The sequence below is a fragment of the Candidatus Poribacteria bacterium genome (assembly GCA_028820845.1).
In the GTDB taxonomy this organism is placed as follows: domain Bacteria; phylum Poribacteria; class WGA-4E; order WGA-4E; family WGA-3G; genus WGA-3G.
The window spans coordinates 1-20,252 of sequence record JAPPII010000005.1 but is presented as its reverse complement, the minus strand read 5'-3'; the positions used below and the strand labels follow the sequence as shown (position 1 = coordinate 20,252).

The following is a 20,252-nucleotide window of genomic DNA, read 5'->3' as shown; positions in this document are numbered from 1 at the left end:
ACTATACCGCCTCCAAGGTGGGTGTATTATCCTGACAGTGGACTGGACGGAAGAGGGTTTGACGCTTGAACGGCATCGCTTCGACGTGCTTCGGATGCGGTTCCCACTTATGCCATTTGTTGCCTACGGTATTGTAGCAGTGAAAAATGGCGACGCGATCAATTTTTTCGTTTATCCATTTCGCACCGGTATGTGTGATTGCCTCTGTGAACACAAGCATAGAACCAGCCGGACATTCATAATCCTCCCACAGTGGAGAAGTGCGATCGGCTGTTGACTTCGGTGCGGGAAACGCGCCTTTATGACTGCCGGTCAAGAACATCGTTCCACCGCCGCCTTTTCGGACGGGATTCAGTTCCCAGACGACGCGCGTCAACCCGCTGTGTGCCTTGTCGTGGTGCAGATGATAGGTGTGCGAGTTGCCGGGAAAGTTAAGCATCCCTCGCCCGCCGTGCGGACGGAAGTTGTCGTGTCCGTTTGGACGAATGGTTAGGAACGTGCCTTCCAGTCGGAAGCCGTAGCAATTTTCGTTGGCATATCCAGATGTTAGGAACTCGTTCATGAATCCGAGTACAACTGGATGATCGGTCAGTGATTCAAGAGGACCTCCGATAGGAGAGCGATGATATTCAGGGATAGACGCAGGGTCCTGTTTAAGCCGATAACAGAACTCGCGCATCTCTTTAATCTCTGTTTGGCTAAGCACACCCGGAAACAGGAGCCACCCACGTGTATCAAAGAGAAAACGCTGCTCTTCTGTGAGTGGGATGGGTGGTAGATTGTCAGCATTTATCGTAGGATTCGGCATAATACTTTTCCTCTGTAACGTTGCTGTCTGAATGCACGTCGCATTTAGGCGAGTACGCCGCAAATCGCGGATTATCGCGGATTTTGGGTTTCCTGTAGGTCTAACATCTTAGCATAGTGGCACAAACTGAAAGTTTGTGCTACAAATACCGAACTCTCGTCATATATTATAACGCAACTTGCCATCTTGATAGCATGATCTGTTAGATCGGGCATCTAAGGACGCAAACTAACAGTTTGCCCTACAAATACCGAACTCTCGTCATATATTATAACGCAACTTTCCATCTTGATAGCATGATCTGTTAGATCGGGCATCTAAAGACGCAAACTAACAGTTTGCCCTACAAATACCGAACTCTCGCTATATATTATACAAGCGTTCGTCCTCCAAGGATAGCCAAGTGCCGTAATCGCGGGGCATTTCTCTTATCTCCCCTAAACCTGCTTCAGTCCGCCATTGTAATAGCGGATGCTCTCGGTTTTTCTGGGGCAACTCGACACGCCTACCGTAGACAGCGGACTCAAAAATTGCCATCAGAATCTCAATGACATGGCGACCCTCTTCGCCGTTAGATTCGTGCTCTCGGTTTTCGTCCAGCGCGTTTACATACTCGTCAACGAAACAGTAATCGTCAGCATCTGCGCCCTTATTGGGGTCAAAATGCTCTGGATAGATGGAGGCGAGTGCCTGCCACTGGTCGTGTGTGCCATCAGGGACGAAATGGGGTGTCGGTAGCCACCACGAGCCTTTTAACTCCGACCAGAAGAGTCTGCCTTCAGTGCCGTAGAGTTCCATGACGTACGCATCGGTGTCAACCTTTGGGAATCTGTGCTGAATGAGGGTCCCGGTGACGTTTCCGTCGAATTGGAGCGTCGCTGTAACATACTCGCCTGCGACTGTACCCATACCCGCGGGTGAAGGGAGAACATCATCATGGACGATGTTGCGTCCGCCGGTCGTCGCTTGCGTCACAACACTCCGGCACTTCCCACCGAAACGGAGCATGTTGTTGACAACGTGTGTACCGATGTTCATGAGTCCGTACCCTGCGTAGTAGCCTTTCCCACTGGCGTAGATATAGCGGAGATCGCCGATTTTTCCTTCCGCAAAGACCTGCGCGATCGCCTGCATGGATGGACTGGTGCGCCGTTGATGATGCACGGCGACGCGAGCGTTCTTCTCTTTAGCCTTCGCCAACACCTCATCTGCCTGAACGAGATTGATGCAGAGCGGTTTCTCTACCTCGATGTTCACGCCGTGTTCAAGGACACGCATGCAGAGTGGATAGTGTGCCTCTGTTGCTGTGGGGATGGCTACAATATCGGGAGTCGTCTGCCTAATCATTTCGTCCAGATCGGTGAAGTGTGCTGAGGCAGGGACGTTCACGATGTCGCCGAGAGTCTCTAATCGCTCTTGGACGAGATCACAGAGTGCTACGATTTCGGTGCGCGGATGGGCGTGATACGCCTTTGCGGCTGAGGTGCCTCGACTCCGACATCCTAATATGGCAATGCGGTAAGTTTTCATAATGTGTTGTAATCTGAGAAAACCTGCAAGCTCCGTTTCTTCTATAGCGTTAATTGTTTAATCTTAATCTATTTTGGGATTTACTGTCAAGTGCTTTGTTGGAATACGGTGTGTAAATATATTGGCAGCGGATTGTCAGAATCAAGATTGGCAGGATTTTAGAATTAACGGTTGTGAGTATTGTGATAACTTTACGGTATATTTTTCAGCGATACACCCTAAAAATGTTACACTAAAGTTACACCCGTGTAACATTTGATGTGTTGCCTATAACGTTAGAGAACCCAGTCACTGTAAGGGTTGGTTGACGTTTAATTTTTGATTTTTTCTTTTGAAAAAAAAACGCAATTTGGCAAAAGTGTAACATTTTTGAGTTAGCGGTCAGCAATCAGCGGTTAGCAATCAGCAAGAAACTTATGTAGGTGCTGAAAATGTTTGTGTCGGTTTCCTCGCCAGCGTTTTGTTGCTTGATACAATATTTCCTTTTTGGAAGCCTTACAATATATTATAGTATATTTGCTAACGAATGTCAAGGTAAAACGTGGTATGGATTAGCAGTTAAGGATTGGTGCTGTTGAGGACTTCGTGTCAAAAACTTTACACACCCGTTGGGTTGTTTGTCTGAATCAGGATTTGTAGGATTGTTTAGCAGTCAGCATTAAGATTTATTGGGATTCATTTTCAGATTGGTTTTTGGTTTCCACTCGCGGATGAGTTGGGTTTCTAATAAGACGGTTTCCTCGGCATCCTCTGTGAATTCTACTGAGAATTGGATGATGGGTCTAAACATCCGAAGTTGTGAATGGAGTTCATCATTCTGTGCGTTTGAAGCGTGCTGTAATAGCCGTCTTCGGACACAAGTTGTGGATTCCCCGACGTAGAGACACTCGTTTCGACCTTCGGTACCGGTTTTTCGCCACAACGCATATACGCCGCTGCGTCTGGTGGGCAACTGTAAAATCTCCTCGCGTGTGAAGGGACGGAGGTTACGTTTGAGTTGATACTGTAGGACGTAGGGGGTAACTGTGTCACGCATCGGGTACTTCCCATTGTCTGAATCGCGGATTAGACGGATTATGCGGATTACAAATCCAACTCTCTCTGCTCTGGTGACCCCATTGATTGGGAAATATACTGCCACTGGGTTACGAGGTTGTTGTAGCGTGCTGCACTCTCCGCATCGCCGCGGGCATCATAGTAGGCATATAGGACGCGTGCCAAACGTTTTGCGGATTCATAATCGCGCATGGCGCGGGCGACAGCGGTACATCCAGAAACCCCGCCGCTCCTTTCTTCACTGGAGAGATGCCACACCATCCGTAGACATCCTTCCCAGGCTGTCATATCCTCGCTGTTTTCACGATCAGCGTATTCTTCAGGTCTCAGTAGCCGAACCTTGCCACGATCTCTAAGCAGCACTTTGTTATGCATAGTGGCGGTATCTACATCCCGCGCCTTTGAAAGGACATCCGCATCCCCGAAATTGCCTTCCGTGTAACCGTGCTGCTGGAGCCATGTCAAACAGAATTGAGTTTCCGGATCCAATTCTCCGGTCTCTTTTTCATGGTATGCGGTGATTTCGTTGTTGATGTGTGTGAGAACCTCGCGTATCGGCACAACTTCGCCGCTAATCCGCACGACTTTACTATAGCGGGAATAAATCTCCATCCCCGGCCCGATGGCGGCTTGCGCCAAGTCGACGGGTCTAATATTTGCGACGCGCGTGAGTCTTTCAAGGGCCCGGGGCATCTCTTTTTTCAGTGCTTGTAGAAATTCGGGGCGGGTTACGGTAGGCGCGGTCTCGGAACGAGGATGACACACCAACACAATGGAGGAGGTGAGTGCGTTTTTATCACCCTTAAGGCCTGTTGTTCGTTCAGTGCGCAAGGGCCAAGTAGCAGCAACCTGAAAACCTACGTTGATGATTGCCATGAGCATCGTTTCCCAACCGGTAGAGGCTTTACCATCCTGTTCATTTTCTTGCTGTTTGTAAGCGTAAAAAATGGAAGAGGGGAATTTGTCAGAACAGTGCTGCCGCATCCGGACCAACGCCTTGCCGAGCAATTTTTCAAAGTGTTGTGCTGGATTTTCAAACCGCGGCGCGGCGACTATCTCTTCATCTCTGGGAGTCATTATAGCGGCGAAAAGCTCCGGATATATCTCGCGAAGCAGAGGCCTCAACCAGACGTAGAAAAAATCGGAAAGTTCGGCGTATTGTATGTTATCATAATACGGAGGATCTGTAACAATAAGTGGATTATCAGCAGCGTGCGTTGTCGTAGTCGCATCCGCTTGATAAATCTCGCCTCCGTTCGTTGATGTTGGCAGATTCTCAATGACCTCTGCAATCCACTCCACATGTGAAATCCAATTTTGTGTTGACGTGGAAAAGGGATTTGCTTCAGGAAAGTCCCAGAGCATTGGAATAGCCTGCCGTGAGAAAACTGCTTCAATTTTCTCACCTGAGTTATGCCAACGCGTGAAACTGGAATTGGCATCAATAGTCCTACCAATAGCAAGGGACAGGTAGGTGCGAACAGCGCAGGCGTATTCTTCCGTCGCGCCATCCTCGGTTATCTGTTTGTGAACTTCCGATAATAGATCGCTGAAAGTAGTTAGGGCGGTAAGTTGGCGAGCAGTAAAGAGTTCATGCCAATGGGTCATACTATAGACAAGCGCACTAACTTTGGGTGTATTTATTATTTCTTCCTTTGGTCGCCACTTAGGGGTCGGGAAGCCAGCTGTTTGAAGGTGTTTTTCAGTAGGTGACAAGAACAATTTCTTGCGGGTCCCCTCGGCGACTATCGCTGTCATTATCCCACCTATGTTACCTGCTTGCCCTTGTTCTCGGACGTAAGGCAATTTAACAGAAGTTCCACATCCGCAACAGTGTGCACCTGTCCGATGGACGGTAGGTCCTGGTACTCCTTCATCATTGGTTTGCACAACCCAGGAAATAGTATTTGATTTTCTATCAACAACAGGTTTAACCCAATGCTCGTTGCCCTTCTTTTTTGATAATTGGAAGGTTTTCATTAAAGGCATCTGGAGGCCACACGCAGGATTGATACACGGCACCGTGCGCGCCCACAACCATGCAACGACGGTTGCAGCGGTTCCGTCCGGAAGTTCTGCTTTCGGATAGAGATGTCCGATTCGCTTGTACGCCTCCTCACGCATCCATGCACCGTAGTAGCGGATATCATCTGCCAAGCCTGCGGTGCCTTTCCAAGGGACACGCGTTCTTTTTCTTCCGGTACCAGTGAACATTCCCAGCGGATCGGCATCGGGATTGACGGGTTTCTGGTTGTGGAACTGCGGGGGCAGTTCAATCATCGCTTTGTTGAGCAGGACAGGGAGTGGATTTAGATCGGAGGCGCGGGCGCGTAACCCTAAACGTTGCGCTTCCAATGGAATGGAGCCTCCACCACAAAATGGATCGTAGACGGCGGGACAGTGGTCGCGGAGGTATTGTAGGACTGCTGTCGGATCGTTCTTAAATTGCTGACGAAAACTGGTTAAGTTTTCCCCATTATTGCGGGCGACGGAGAACGCTATTTCATAACGCGCCTCTGCAAGGAGGTTTTCATCATTACAAGTTTTCCATACCACGAGTCGTTTAATGATGCCGTGGAGGCGGTTGCGTTCGGCGTTCTGTTCAGATTCGGTTGGGAACTCGTCTTTGCATTCGGAGGGGTCGTCTACCATACTGGCGAAAATAACTGCGCGGCATGCAGCGAGAGGTCGACGTGCCCAATAGCGGTGGAGTGTAGACGGATGTCCGTGTGTGAGTGATGCGTCTTTTGCGGATTCTATGTTAATGGCTTGGAGGGGGATGTTGACTTCAATGAGTTTTTTTCGGTAATTGGGCACGTGTCATCTCTCTGGTTTCAAGCATTTAAACCCTATGCTTTTATTCGTTTAGCATTTGTGCGAAGGCTTCAATGTTTTGCACTCTCGCAGCTGCGCGGAGTAACCGCTTAAGTTTCTGTAGATCGTTTACGTTGCGAAGTGCGGGCGTTAAAGCACTTACTGTTTCCGCTTGGAATTGATCAGAAAGCAGTGCAAGGGTATTTTCTATAGTTGTTTCTCTGGCAATTCTTTCCTGTTGGCGTTGGTAAAATTTAGATTCTCGCATAAGTTCCTCTGGTACAAGTCGGAGGTGTGGTCTGGCCATAGACCTTTATTTTTCTCGTGGCACCTATTCGTGCAGCGTTTGTACAAACGTTTCAAGGTTTCGAGCATCAATTGCAGCGATTAGCAACTGTTCCAATCTCTGCAAATTATCTATGTTTTGCATCTCTGGTGTTAAGTCATTTACTGCGTCTGCCGAAAATTTTCTGTTCAGCACCGTCAAGGTATTCTTGAGGGTCGTTTCTCTGGCAGCTCTTTCCATTTGTAATTGGTAAGTTTTAGATTCTCGCATAAGTTCCTCCGGTATGAGTCGGTCAAGTAACTCTGAGTCATACACTACCCCACCAAAGAGGTAGATTCCGTGAAGTAAATCCGCCTGCGCTTGCTGATCCACGGGAACCGCTTGTGTTACATCCACACATTCTTGCACCCAACGTTCAATGTCCATCCGCGCAGGTGGTTTCATGAGTGGCGTAAACGGCAGGAGTCCGGGTGCCTGCATCTCCAAAATCGGCTCGCCCTCTATCTCAATCAGCCGTATCACTTTATAACGATTGGTGTGTTCGTAGCCGTGCCACTTGTAGGTGTAACCGCCCGGATCATTCCTGCCAGCTCTTGGGTGGAAATAGATAACATTGGAGTAGACAGGTATCTGGTATTTGCCGACGAGATATCCTTGATATTGGGCGTTCCGTGCCCACATCGGTTCGCGTGTGCTATCGCGGAGTTGTAACTCGACGTGCAAGATCGCCTCTTGATTGTTGACGCGGACACGTTTTGTGATGTCGGTCTGCCGAGCGATAACGGTCTGTTGTTCGGTGTCCAGGTCTTCAAGGACTTCGACGTTTTGTTCGCCAAGTACAAATCTCGAAAGGTCTAAAGCGTGGTCTGTCCATAGACTTTTCCCCATGTTGTCATAATCTTGTGCCATGGTTGTATTATACGGTAAAGGGGTGGAAAATGTCAAGCGGATTTGGAAGGCACAGACTAACAGTCTATGCTACAGAGAGCATGCACAAACTAAAAGTTTGTGCTACAAAGACTGCAGGTTTTTAGTCGCTTTTGAAGTCGGCGTTGAGGTGTTCGCTGTTTTGCTTAACGGCGCGGGTGGTGTTTTCCGAAAAGCCGTCTGATTTGTCGGCAGTAACGGTGATTTCCACTTTTACTGTCCCGCCGTCTGTTTGGAGGGTACGGGCAATTTCGTCTTGCAGGGTTTCTATATCGTCCATGAAAGGTAATTCTAACTGCAGTGCCTTAGTGACAACAATATGCGTAGGTCCCTTTGGTTGGGGTGGATCGACTACAATGCTTGTCGAACCGCCTGTTGCTTTTTGATCGGGTTCTGGGGGTGTTGGCGGCACCTGTTTTTCTTCTTGTGCTTCTTTGAGCAGCTTCGCCATTTCAGGATTTATGAGAACGGCAGTACTCTCCTCAGCGATTCGGAGTCCCCCGATCTGTTCTTCAAAACGGAAGTTCCGATAATCGCCATCTTGATACGCGCTGGCATAGCCAAACGTTCCTGCTGCGATTCCGTCTCTAAGACACGTCGCCAAGACGTTCCGATCTCTCAGGCGGGGCATGTAGACGTTTTGTGTCATGAGTTCCCAGAGAGTATCTACGCCAACATGCTCTTGATAAGCATCGCTACTCCAGATGTATTGTTGTAACCGTGCAGCGAAGATGTCAGGTGCAATTTTTGTGACGATTGCATCCTCGTCAGTAAACTTTTCACGGAGGCGTTGGACAATTCTGCCATCTGTCGGCTTTGTGTCAGCAACAGAAAAATCATAGTCATCCTTCCGCGGATCTGCTTGCGAAGGAGCAAGTCCCCATCGATATGCCTTGAAGAGTGCTGTTGTTACGGCATCCTCAGCGGCTTCAAGGTTCTCCGTTGTCTGGTCTAACCGCGCGCCTTCAAGATGAGTGAGTGCCCTGTGTAGGGCATCTCCGTTCATGATAGAGTGCCATGCAAGGTAGTTTTTGACGAAATTTCTGAGTTCTCGGATGTCGTCTCGCCGCGATGCGATGAAGAGGAGGGTATTCCTGAAGGTGCGCGGTCTTTCATCGTCCGTGTTATATGTAAGAATTTTAAGCGCAGCTTCGCGTGCTAAATCGGTCTCCTTCTCGCGACTGGGTAGGGATGCCTGCGGGTGGAGAATGACGTACTGAAGGGTTTGGGAATCCTTGACAAGGTTTACGGATGTAGGACAGACCCTCACGTTTGAAGTGCTTTGAACAGTTCTTTCCAAGCGTGAAACAATTTCAGCGTGGATATCTTCTTCGGAGTATTCTGCTGCGCGATCTATAGCGACTTTATTGAGGTTCTCTTGGGTGTGGAAGTAGTATCTCTCGTCAAGGTTATAGAGGAAATAGAGGTTGCCGGTCATTCTGCTGAGAGCATCGTTGTAGACTGAGACCCCTTGTCCGGGTTCAACAACACCGAGATGAATTTGCTGCCGAGATATACCCTTGACCGCATGGCTGGTGGCACTGCCGAGGAATATGGTACGCGCGATACGCCGTGCTGCACTACCGACCTCAATGAAACTCTGAGAGTCTCGATCAATCTGATCGGTGCGAGAACCGTGGCTGTCTATCTCTTGGACGACGGGGTCCCAATTTCCGCCAGACCTTGCCAAGAGTCTGGTGAATTCATCGGAAAGTGCGGGATCGTCAAGGGTGAGGTTCGCAGGCATTATCAGCAGAGAGGGGTCTTGTTCTTGATAAAGACGAGAAATGCAAGTCGCCATGATTCGAAGGACACCGCGGGTGCGCTGAAATCCAGGGATAGCCGACCAGTCCTGAAAGAGCCGATCGAATATTTCCGGGTGGATAGGATAGCAATCTTTCATGCGTTTCAGGTAGTCTTGATCGCTAACGTTACTCGGATATTCGCTGCGGGAGTTCTGGTACATCCTTCGGAACGCTTCACAGGTCTGGTCGCGTTCTGTCTCGTCAATTAGGTTACCGAACAGTCGCCTGCGCACGACCTCATTAGCGTTATCCACTTCTAACGGAATAGAGACAGCATCAACCCTTTCGAGGATAGATCCGAGGGTATCAAGAGCGGTCATCCCACCTTCGCCGCCTGCGTGTATTTGTCCTTCTGGTAGCGTTGCAACGAGTGTAACGTTCTTAGACCTGTTTACAGACTCTGTAACTGCCTGAAAGAAGGTGTAGATGCTTTCCTGTGTGACGCCTTGTACATTACGGACATAGGCAACGAGTTCATCTATTAAGATGACAGAGGGACCGACGTGTTCAAAGAGTCTGTCCAACTGATTTCCGCCGGGGGCAGTTCCCATGCGTGCGGCTTCACCAATGATATTATAGGCATCCTGTCCACCGAGTTGCTCTGCCATCATACCCCAGAGCGTATTGAGTGGGTCCCCCTGTTTGGTTTCATCTGCGTCGGTCGTAGAGAGGTAGGTACCGACCAGAACAGAGACGTTGGCGTTAAGCGGTGTGTTGTCATCCCAATCCGCTTCCTCCAAGATGTCTTCTATTTCTTCTCGGAGTCGCTTGTATTGATCGTCCGCTGGAAGTTCTCTTAGAATATTAATACCGGTAATAAGATGATAGAGGGCAATGAGACTATGGGTTTTCCCACCCCCAAAACCGGTTTTGAGTTGGATAACTGGATTGCTGCCTTTACCGCCGAGTCGTTTTAGGGTGTTAACCAACAATTCCTTGAGTCCCGGGGTGATGTATGTTTGATTGAAGAAGATGTCGGTTTCGCCATATTCCGAGGTTTTCGCTTTTCCTTCAAAAACTTCCTGAAGATCGGCGGCGAATTCCGATTTTCGGAAAGAACCTTCAATAACATCGGTGTTCGGACGGATGACATCGCGCCATGGGGTGAGGTCTGCTGCTTTTCTACGCGGGAGTTTCGGTTTGGCTTCTACGGTTGGTGCTGTATTGGTTAGCAACTTGTCGCGGATGGTTTCAACTTCCCGTTTCTGTTCAGGGGCATTGATTTGTCCAAGTATATCGGCAATTTCATGGAGTCGGGAGAGGGTATATCCCGATGTGAGGTCTTCTGCTTGGGGATGGGCAACCTTATTTCGTGCTTCGGTTATGATACCTACAGCACTGCGGATGTCCCGATCTGGATCGAAAAGGTATTTAAAAACATCGTGCCAATACTCTCTGAAGAGGTAAGGGAAATCGCCAATATCTATATCCGATTCGTTTTCAAAATGATCTTTTGGTGATAGGTTTTGTACGGTTTTCAGGTTTTTAAGAATGAAGGGACGCATTACATCGCAATAGATATTGAGTGCTTGATAGAGTGCGTCTTGGTTTGGGCGTTTGGACGAGTTCACGTGTTTGGGATTTCCTCTCCATGATTCTTTGCTTTGGAAGTATAGCAGACTTTCAGTTCTAAGTCAAGTGGGACAATTACTGTGCCGGGTCGTTTAGTTTTAAGGGATAAGTTTACTTATGTGAGGGATCTTTGTTCCGGATGCCCGAATTTATTCGGGACAGCGCGCTTTTCCCGAACAAGTTCGGGCGTCCGGACCTAAATTATTGGAAAACTAAACAGCCCTGATTACCGTGTGGTGTTCCACAGTGCGGCGCGGTTTATAAATACTGAAGGATCCTGCAACCATTCCTCGTACCCGATGTTTCCATTATCTGTCAGGTAGTCGATTTTCTCATCAATGCATGCTGCCAATTCGGCATCTTCCAAGGCGAACGTAAAGCCGCCGTACTCGACTGCTTCATCAAGAGCGGTGACAACCAATGCTCTGCCAGAAGTGTGAACAGTATCCCGGTTGCCGATTTCGCCCCGAGCGACTGCGTCAATACTGCCTGTAGCGAGTGCTTCCAGCAGCTCCGATTCGCCAAGTTCACCTCCAAGATAGATAACTTGTGGCATGTTTTCGGAAGGCGGGACGAGATGGCTTCTACCTACCAAATTCGGGGAGATTTCGGCGGCAGTAATTTTATAGTCTGCTGTGCCATCGGCAATAACGGTGCCCTGCGGGGTCTCAATGCTTGCCCCCGCCGCGAGTGCACCGTTGGCATCAACAAGTCCTGTCAGTTCCAGCAAACGCGCTTCTCCGGTGGTGCCAGGAAGCACACCGACGCGTACATCATCAGTGAGAGCAGCATGCGTAGCGAGTCGTTCAGCGTCCTCGGTGCGGACGAGGAGGGATTGGCGAAATTTGACATGCCCGGATGTAAAGACGACCCGTGGTGTGCCTACAGCGTCTTTCGTCCGAGAATCGAGAATTGTGATACCACCCCCGATCATATCATACGCAGGTTCGGCGGATTTGAGCCAGATGCCGGGCCATTCAGGGATAGCCGTTCTGGAAAAAGAGAGCCCCACGCCTTCCATCATTTCGAGTGCTGTCAATAGGTCGGCTTCGTAGCCACGGTGTGTGTCGAACTCAGCGGAATTCGGATCCGCATTGGCACTGTAGCTTATTGGCGCGAAGTAGGCATAAAAGCCGACGTTGAGGACGCGTGTGCCATCTGTACAGGCATCGCTGGTTGTTCCTTGGGTGGATGCGAGGATATTTCGCATCTTCTCGCAGCCTGAAAACATAGGTGCCGTTAGAAGCAGGCATATTAAGGATGCATAGGGCCATACGTGTTTAAGAATGGCGTGCTGAAATCTGCTCAGGTGAAACATCGCTGTCCGCTTATTCCGATAACACGATCGCGCCACACCCCACACGCGCACCAGCAGCACCTGAAGGTTGTGAGGTGAAATCATCTGCACCCGCGTGGACGACAATGCCTCTGTCGACCACATCAACATCGGAACCGGTACCGATTTCCCAGAGATCGGTCGTCAATTCAATGCTGCCGGTGCCGTCCTCACCAACGGTTATATTGCCGATGTCTCCGAGATGGAATTCACCGACTCCCCATTTCCCGTGTGCGACACCGGTGGGATTCCAGTGTCCACCGGTGGACGTGCCGTCGGGTGCACTACAATCACCGCTCTCGTGGATGTGAACGGCGTGGATTCCGGGCGATGCGCCCTGTATTTCAATGATAAGTGTGATTTGGTCGCCGTTTTGTGTGAAAGTCGCTATTCCGGTTACGCTACTGTCGCTTGCTGGGCCGATTGTAGCGATTGCCTGCTTCGCTGATGGTGCTGAAAGAACATCTGCCTGCTGTACCCTACCGCAACTTATTAAAGCGAATGAAATACCAATTAGTAGAAAAAATGAAGTTTTTGTGCCAAGGGTAATTAAGCTCTTTTTCACTGTTGGATCCTCCATTAGAGTTTATTATTCTAAATGCTAACATTCCCGAATTGAGATGGTAGATTTCTAAACCACCTATCCATCAGAATGATAAGGCATTTCATAGGAAAAGTAAAGGATAAATATTGATGTAGAGAGATTCTTTGGGATTCACCGGTGCGGTTGGAAACCGTACCTACCTTGGTTGGAAGAACGAGTTTGGAAAGTAGCGACAGTCTATGGTACGTTTTCTTCAATGCGGATGTGTTGGTTGGGTTCAACATTCTTGCGTGTGCTGACGGTGCCGCTGGGCCAGCGGACATCGATTGTCTCAATAGTGGTGTCCCCGTCTATGCCGAAGATGGCGGTGAGTTCGCTCTGGGAGCAGTAACTGGAACCGCTTTTGACGGTTCGGGTCTGTGTTCCCAAAGCGGAGGTTACACGGATTTCCGCACCGATGCCGTCGCGATTGCTCGTTTGTCCAACGAGTTGGACTTTTATCCAAGCGTTGCGGTTACCACCGTCGTTTCGGAAAAGATATGCCGGTCCGTTGGAGGTGGTAATCAGTAAATCCCAATCGCCATCGTTATCGATATCGCCGTAGGCTCCGCCTCTGCCAACCATTAGGGTCGCCAAGTCCGTGCCGACTTTGTGGATCGCATCGGTGAATTTGCCTTGTCCATCGTTGTGGAATAGATGCGGAAGTTGGGCATAGGTAACTTGGCTCTGGATGGCGTTGATGTCAGTTTCAACGTGTCCATTAGCGGTGAAAATGTCAAGGTTACCATCGAAGTCAAAGTCGAAGAAGAAACAGGCGAAGGTAAGGGTTAGTAAGGTCGCATTGCCGATGTGCGCGGCGGGTGCATCGTCTATGAAGAAGTCGCCTTCGTTGTGGTAGAGGTTGAGCATTTCGTTGGAGAAGTTGCCGATGACGAGGCTCTCTCTGCCGATACGATCATAGTCTGCGGCATCAATCCCCATTGCCCCAGTTGCAACCCCCCTCTCGTCATAGGCGATCCCAGCGAGCATTCCAGTTTCAATGAAGGTACCGTCGCCGTTATTTTGATAGAGTTTATTGGGTTGCGTGTCGTTCGCCTCAAAGATGTCGGGCAAACCATCGGCATTGTAATCGAAAATGCAGACCCCCAATGATTTGCTTGTATTGTCCTCAATCCGTGCGATACGGGAGACATCAAGAAATGTGCCGTCGCCGCGGTTCCTGAAGAGTTTGCTGGACTGACCGGTGTAGGATTCAGGGGTACAATAAGACTTATTTGTGCCATCAAGGGTACAGAATATGTCGTTCTCTATCGTCCACTCGACATAGTTCGCCACATAAACGTCAAGGTGTCCGTCTTTGTTATAGTCGAACCACGCGCAACTGGTGCCGAAGCCGGGGTTATGGATCCCCGCGGTTTCCGTGACATCAACAAAGGTGCCGTCACCACGGTTTTGGAAAAGACGATCGGTTTCAAGGGTGCTAATATAGATATCTGGGTCACCGTCGTTATCGTAATCGGCGACAGCGACTCCCATGCCGTAGAGTGGGACAGCGAGTCCTGCGGATTCGGTGACATCCGCGAATGTGCCGTCTCGGTTGTTGCGGTAGAGTGCCATCGTTTGGCGTTTTTGGGTTGGCTGCCCCTCCCAATCCTTTCCATTGACGAGGAGGATGTCCTGCCAACCGTCGGTGTCGTAGTCGAGGAATGCGCAGCCGGATCCCATCGTTTCGGGGAGGTATTTTTCGCCGAAGGCACCGGTATTATGGATGAAGTCGATGCCTGCTTCGCTCGTGATGTCGGTAAATTGGGGTAAGTTTTGCGCAGCGGCAGTTGGGGGAGTTATCCAGAGAAAAAAAATTAAAATAAAGAAGGCGGAATAAATTGCGCTACTACGAACCAAGAACCCTATCCAACTGCAATTGGGTAAAGTCAGCATGTACTTTATTTTTCGACAGAAATCCATCGCTCCTCCTTCCATGAGGTTTGAATAGCAGTCTGTACATCAGCAACGGCGGCGGCTTCTCGGAAACCCGGATTTGCTTGTTTTCCTGCGTAGATGGCTTGTAAGAACTGGGAGGCTTCAATCGTTTTCAGGTCGTCATAGCCCAATCCAACACCGGGACCGGGGTTGAAATCGCTGTGGAATGGATGGCGGGGACCGCTCAATATGCGCGTGAATCCGTCAGGGAAACCGTCTTCGTTAGGCAAGTAGATTTCCAGTTCGTTCATCTGCTCAAAATTCCAGCGCAAAGCCCCGTCTGTGCCGTGTACCTCAAACGCCATTTCACACTGCGGTCCGTTAATAATTCTACAGGCTTCAAGTGTACCGCGGACACCGTTTTCAAATCGGACTAACGCGCCGACGTAATCCTCGTTCGTAACGGTTTCCATTTTGCCATCTGCGCTGAGCGAGAAGTGTGTGCCGGTGCCTGCTCTTGCTACGGGACGTTCTGGAATAAAGGTCTCTTGCTGGGAGACGATGCTGTTGATGTCTCCAACGATAAAATGTCCCATATCAATGACGTGGGAAATCAGGTCGCCAAGGGTGCCAAGTCCTGCGATCTCTTTCTGAAAACGCCACGAAAGTACTGCGTGTGGATGACTGGCGTAGCCAGCAAAAAATCTACCACGATAGTGGGTGAGCGTGCCGAGTTTCCCCTCCGAAATCAATCGGCGTGCGTATTGGACGACGGGTGCCCATCTGTAGTTATAACCGACACCTGTAAGGACCCCTGCCCGTTGTGCGGCGGCGTAGATAGCCTTCGTTTCGGCAGGATTCCGTCCGACGGGTTTCTCACAGAAGATGTGCTTCCCAGCGGTCGCGGCTGCTTCAACGATCTCAAGATGCATGCTATTTGGTGCAGCGATATTGACTATCTGGATATCTTCGTCCTCTATGACGCGTCGAAAATCGGTCGTTGTGCGTTCAAATCCGAAGCGTGTTTTTGCCTCGGTTGTGCGTTCGGCGACATCATCGGCACAGATGATGAGTTTGGGTTGAAGCGGACTGTTGTGAAATCGGTCTGCGATCTGGCGGTAGGCGCGGGCATGTGTCATACCCATCCAGCCCATGCCGATAATGCCGATGCCTATTATGTTTTCTTTCATTTTTTAAACTATCTGGGTCTAACCGGACTGCCTTTTTTTATCTCGCCCCAAGTGGTTGCGAGTTTGGATCGCGGTTCGACGGGCCGTGGCTTGCCGGGACCGCCATTTTTGATGTTCGCGCCTGTGACTTCAAAATCATCAAAGTGTGCGCGTCCGTCTGCGACAACGAGTCCTGCCTGCCCACCTTTCAGAGGGTCATCATCAATAACGGTAAACACTTCGTCATCGACTTGAAATTCTATGGTGCCATCCTCGTGAATGGTGGCAGTGAGTTCATACCACGTATCAATTTCGGCATCAAATGGATAGATGACCGGAAACCAACTGTTTCGCAGTGCCTTTATAAGTCGGACGGTACCAAAAACGTAATCTATAAAAAAAAGGTAGCGACTATCCTCTTCGCCTCTGTCATGGAGTGTCAATCCGATGCTCGGTGGATCGTTTTTGTCTTTCACCAATTTTGCGCGACAGGAGAGGGAATAGTTCTTCCATGTGAGTTCACCCGTAAGCCAGAGGCTCATGAAACCGGGTAGGAAGATTTCGCCGACGGCTTCACCGTCATCAATCCACCATTTTTCGACCTGCCGGTCGAGGTTAAAAATCTTCCATTCGCGGGTATCTTTGTCTTCAAAATCGTCGCGCCATGTGCCTGCGAGGGCGGGTTGCCACGCCTGTATTGCAAAGCAGGCAATTATGATAATTGCGATTGCTGGTGTTAAGCTTTTCATTTTTTTCTCCTCATGCTTCAGCAACAATGCACTGTCCATCGGCCCCTGCATACGGACAGGAACAGCAGTGTTCAAGGTTTTTCTCATAAATCCCGCTTTGAAGTTTCGATATTTTTTCTTTCCACTGTTCCTGAGCTTCCTGCAATTGTGCTGTGCTGAAATGTATTTGTTCACCCTGACCTTGTTCAGTAAAGAAAAGATTAATAGTTACCATCGGTTGTTCTGGATATCGTCGATGGACAAGCAGCGCATAAAGTTCCATTTCTGGGCGGTGTGCGTCTAAATCATGTATTTCAGAGGTATCGTAAATGATTAGCTGATATTCTCCTGTTGTATCTTTAAAGAGTCTGTCGAGTCTACCCTCAATAATGTGTCCGTTGATACTCGCGTGAATTTGTTGATTGGTATAGGCGGAGGTAGCATTAAAAACGATTTCTCCGATTTCAGAATTGAGAAAATTATTGGCATGTATACGTAACGCTGTTTTGGATTCACGGGTCATCTCTGGGTCATCCTCGGATACCTGTGCAATGAATGTGTCAAGATTTTCCGCATCCGATTGCCGTCTTATCCGGGCAAGTACTCGACGAATGGCACTCTCTCTTCCCTCTTCCTCTGGATCCATGTCTCCGTTGATCGATGGAATCTGTAGTAAGTTCTCTAATTGATACCGCAGCGGGCAGCGGGCATAGTTTGCGAGTTCGGTGACGGAGAAGGCTGCCTCGATTCCAGTTGATTGTAGTGTCGATGGCAAGGGATTTGGAAATTCGACAGTAGTCGTATTACCGGAGACCTTATCCACAGATTCAGATTCTGCCAATTCCCGAGAAATCGGGATTTGAAGTTGGAAGGATTGAGAGTTTGTGTTGCCGTCTTCAAACATCTCCAATGTAACAGGCAAATCCAGTAAAATATCTTCTTCGTTGATATCAAGATTTTTATGAAACCAGCCAAGCATATTTCTCGCTGGAAGGGTCCCGGATAAAATAAGTCTATCACAAGCACGTGTTGTTCCGACATAAAGCAATCGTTTTTTTTCTGCATCCTCTTTCGCACTCGCTCGCTCTTTTATGTGAGTAAGGATATCAGGTTGAGTCTTCCTATAACCGTCATCAGGTTTAAGCGGACTGAAGCCGATACCGAGCGACTCATCAATGAAAGGTTCGGTATCCGTTCGACCTCTCCGGTCAAGTCTTGGGAGTATCACAACAGGAAATTGAAGCCCCTTGGCAGCGTGGACTGTCATGATTTGAACCGCGCCGCTACTTGCCTCAATGGGTGCCTGTCCCTCTTGAGGTTCATCCCTAATTAAGACATCCAGAAATTCGATAAAGTTCGGGAGAAGTCTCGTATTCTCATCTCCGTCAAAGTTTCTGGCAAGTTCTAAGAGTTTTTGGTAATTCGCCCAGCGTTGCTGTCCCTGTTTCCCGGTTTTCAGGGTTCCAATCATTCCTGTTTCATTAACGATGGTAAGGATAAGCTGGTTTACAGGCATCCGATGCGCAACTTGACAGTGCTTTTTTAAAGTGGCTATTGCCCGGTCAAGATCGTCAGAAGGTGTTTGGTATTTTTCGGTTTTGTCCCAGAAATCCGCTCCCTCCTGCAGGGAAATTTGATAGAGTTCGGTGTCAGATATACCAAAAGCCGGACTGCGAAGAAGTGCGACGAGAGATGTATGATTTTTTGAAGGTGCATCAAGGAAGTTGAGGTAGTTCCAAATGTCATAGATTTCTTGTCGTTGATAGAAACCGACACCCCCTGCAGTCAGGTAGGGAACGTCTTCCTCAAGTAAGGCGTGTTCAATATCTGGGAGATGACTTCTACTTCGGATGAGGATGGCGATGTCATCATACCGGATTGAACGCTTCGTTTCCACACCATTCTCGCGCACCCATATCTCATCGGCATTCATCTTCATATTTTTAATGTGGCGTGCGATGAGAGCAGGTTCATTGACCGGTTCACTCCCTTGGCTTCCAAGAAGGATTTCAACAGCACCGTTCGCGTCAACAGGACGCGCTTTTATAAGTGGTTTATACTCCACTTCAAATTCACTTTCCGCTCCATCGCCCATCAAAGAGTTGAAAAAGTAATTGACGAATCCAAGGGTATCGCGCAAAGAACGAAAGTTTTCTGCAAGGATAACATCAATTCCGCAATGGTCTAAGAGCATCTTCTTTGTCTTTTCAAATACACGAACATCTGCGCCTCGGAACCTGTAAATGCTTTGTTTCGGATCCCCAACGATAAATAGATTTGCGCTTTTGAGATTGTCTGTTAGCAGCATCACTAATTCGTATTGTATTTCATTTGTATCTTGGTATTCATCCACCATATAGTACTTATGACGGGAGACCACTTTCTGTCGGATTTCTTGGTTGTCGCGAAGGAGATCACGGGTTTTTAGCTGCAGGTCATTGTGGTCAAGCTTACCTTGGAGGAGTTTAGTGGTTTGGTAATCACTGAGGATGCGGTCATAGAGTATGAATAGGTCCCGGATTGTATCCAATAAAAAATCGTCATCGGTCAGGTTTTCATCCATCTCATTTTCATTGTTTTCAATAGCCGGTATGAGTCGTATCTTTCTCGCAGTTGATACCAGAAATTCGATCTCAGCGTCAATGTTCGTTGTTTTGAGGCCGCTGCCAAGAAACGCACCTTTCGCGATATTACCATTCCCGATCGTAATTAAGTCTTCAATTTCCTTAAGCAAACTTAGCATTTCAGGCGAGTCTGGATTTCGCTCAGGCAGTGCTTCTAATTGTTGTGTTAAATCTCTAACTGCCCCAGCATCTTTACCTCTCGCGAACTGCAAAACAGCATTTAGACATCGGACGAATTGGGCAACGTCAACTGCAGAAATCAGTTTTTCGCGAACCTGCTGTTTCAAAGTTTCGCGGACTTCTGTGCTGTCTGGATTGCTATAAATTTCCCGTATTAGGTGCTCGATTACATCACGCTGATTGACCATAGCAGAGAAGAAATCCACCAACTTCTGCTGTCCACCGTAGCGTTGCAGTAAGCGTGTGAGTTCGGCGCGGTGTCTATCACCCGTATTTGTCGCAATCTCCTTGAGAGTGTCCTTAACAGTTTGCTGGAGCAGGAGTTTCTGATCAATACCTTGTATAATGCTGAAGTTAGCAGGCACACGGGCTTGGAACGGGAATTCCCTCAGGATACGTGAGCAGAATGAATGGATAGTCGATATGTGTGCCGAGTTTATTTCTTCGAGAAAACGCCAGAGCGAATTGCCTTGTTGCTTACTTTCGTTTTCTTTTCCCGCAGACAGTTCTTCGACAATCCGATCTTTCATTTCAGCGGCGGCTTTATCCGTGAAAGTAAGGGCGACAATCCCCCGCAGTTTTTTGACATTTCCTTCACGCAAAATCTTGAGGTAACGTTCAACCAGCACGGTCGTTTTTCCGGACCCGGCACCGGCGGTTACGCAGACGTGTTTTTTTATGTCAAGGGCATCTTGTTGACTCGGTGTTAATTGCATTTTTTAAACTATTAAATCTGGTCATCGTTCCACTACGTTCCACGATGGTTTTCGGTGAAGTTGAGCACCTACTTAGGTTTTAAAAGGATTTAGATTTAGCTGAAGATCACTGCGTAATGAAATTGTGAGTGATTAGCGAACAATTTGTCTTAGCTTTACATTTGAAACAGTGATCAGAAGTTTATAGGTAGTGTTTACATTGTGTAAGTTATTGACATTTTTGTTAGGTTTTGGTAG

At 48.6% G+C, this 20,252-nt stretch carries 13 protein-coding genes; all 13 read right to left on the bottom strand.

The window, feature by feature from the left end:
- Position 1: 1 nt before the first annotated feature.
- The 13 genes from OXN25_01005 to OXN25_00945 all read right to left on the bottom strand — a co-directional run bounded on the left by OXN25_01005 (position 2) and on the right by OXN25_00945 (position 20,015).
- Positions 2-808 (bottom strand): hypothetical protein, encoded by an 807-nt coding sequence (locus tag OXN25_01005; protein ID MDE0423425.1) that lies wholly within the window; start codon positions 806-808, stop codon positions 2-4.
- 363 nt (positions 809-1,171) lie between these two features.
- The gene (locus tag OXN25_01000; GenBank protein ID MDE0423424.1) at positions 1,172-2,338 is read right to left on the bottom strand and encodes a Gfo/Idh/MocA family oxidoreductase; all 1,167 of its coding nucleotides are present in this window, start codon (positions 2,336-2,338) and stop codon (positions 1,172-1,174) included.
- Positions 2,339-2,996: 658 nt separating this feature from the next.
- Positions 2,997-3,374 (bottom strand): GIY-YIG nuclease family protein, encoded by a 378-nt coding sequence (locus OXN25_00995; GenBank protein ID MDE0423423.1) that lies wholly within the window; start codon positions 3,372-3,374, stop codon positions 2,997-2,999.
- Between the two features lie 47 nt (positions 3,375-3,421).
- Positions 3,422-6,211, bottom strand: a complete 2,790-nt coding sequence (locus OXN25_00990; GenBank protein ID MDE0423422.1) for a DUF1156 domain-containing protein — start codon at positions 6,209-6,211, stop codon at positions 3,422-3,424.
- Positions 6,212-6,251: 40 nt separating this feature from the next.
- Positions 6,252-6,515 (bottom strand): hypothetical protein, encoded by a 264-nt coding sequence (locus OXN25_00985; protein ID MDE0423421.1) that lies wholly within the window; start codon positions 6,513-6,515, stop codon positions 6,252-6,254.
- A gap of 24 nt (positions 6,516-6,539) precedes the next feature.
- Complete coding sequence (locus OXN25_00980; protein MDE0423420.1) at positions 6,540-7,403, bottom strand: hypothetical protein; 864 nt, start codon at positions 7,401-7,403, stop codon at positions 6,540-6,542.
- Positions 7,404-7,524: 121 nt separating this feature from the next.
- On the bottom strand, positions 7,525-10,797 hold the full coding sequence (locus tag OXN25_00975) for a DUF499 domain-containing protein (GenBank protein MDE0423419.1): 3,273 nt from the start codon (positions 10,795-10,797) through the stop codon (positions 7,525-7,527).
- A 227-nt stretch (positions 10,798-11,024) separates the two neighbouring features.
- On the bottom strand, positions 11,025-12,008 hold the full coding sequence (locus tag OXN25_00970) for a transporter substrate-binding domain-containing protein (GenBank protein ID MDE0423418.1): 984 nt from the start codon (positions 12,006-12,008) through the stop codon (positions 11,025-11,027).
- A gap of 118 nt (positions 12,009-12,126) precedes the next feature.
- A complete protein-coding gene (locus tag OXN25_00965) occupies positions 12,127-12,699 on the bottom strand; it encodes a superoxide dismutase family protein (protein ID MDE0423417.1) in 573 nt (190 codons plus the stop codon).
- A 216-nt stretch (positions 12,700-12,915) separates the two neighbouring features.
- Entirely contained in the window at positions 12,916-14,643 is a 1,728-nt protein-coding gene (locus OXN25_00960) for a CRTAC1 family protein (GenBank protein MDE0423416.1), read from the bottom strand.
- A complete protein-coding gene (locus OXN25_00955) occupies positions 14,622-15,788 on the bottom strand; it encodes a Gfo/Idh/MocA family oxidoreductase (GenBank protein MDE0423415.1) in 1,167 nt (388 codons plus the stop codon). Before OXN25_00955 ends, OXN25_00960 begins: the two co-directional genes overlap by 22 nt.
- Positions 15,789-15,796: 8 nt before the next feature.
- Complete coding sequence (locus OXN25_00950) at positions 15,797-16,516, bottom strand: hypothetical protein (protein MDE0423414.1); 720 nt, start codon at positions 16,514-16,516, stop codon at positions 15,797-15,799.
- Positions 16,517-16,526: 10 nt separating this feature from the next.
- Positions 16,527-20,015 (bottom strand): UvrD-helicase domain-containing protein, encoded by a 3,489-nt coding sequence (locus tag OXN25_00945; GenBank protein MDE0423413.1) that lies wholly within the window; start codon positions 20,013-20,015, stop codon positions 16,527-16,529.
- Positions 20,016-20,252 lie beyond the last annotated feature (237 nt).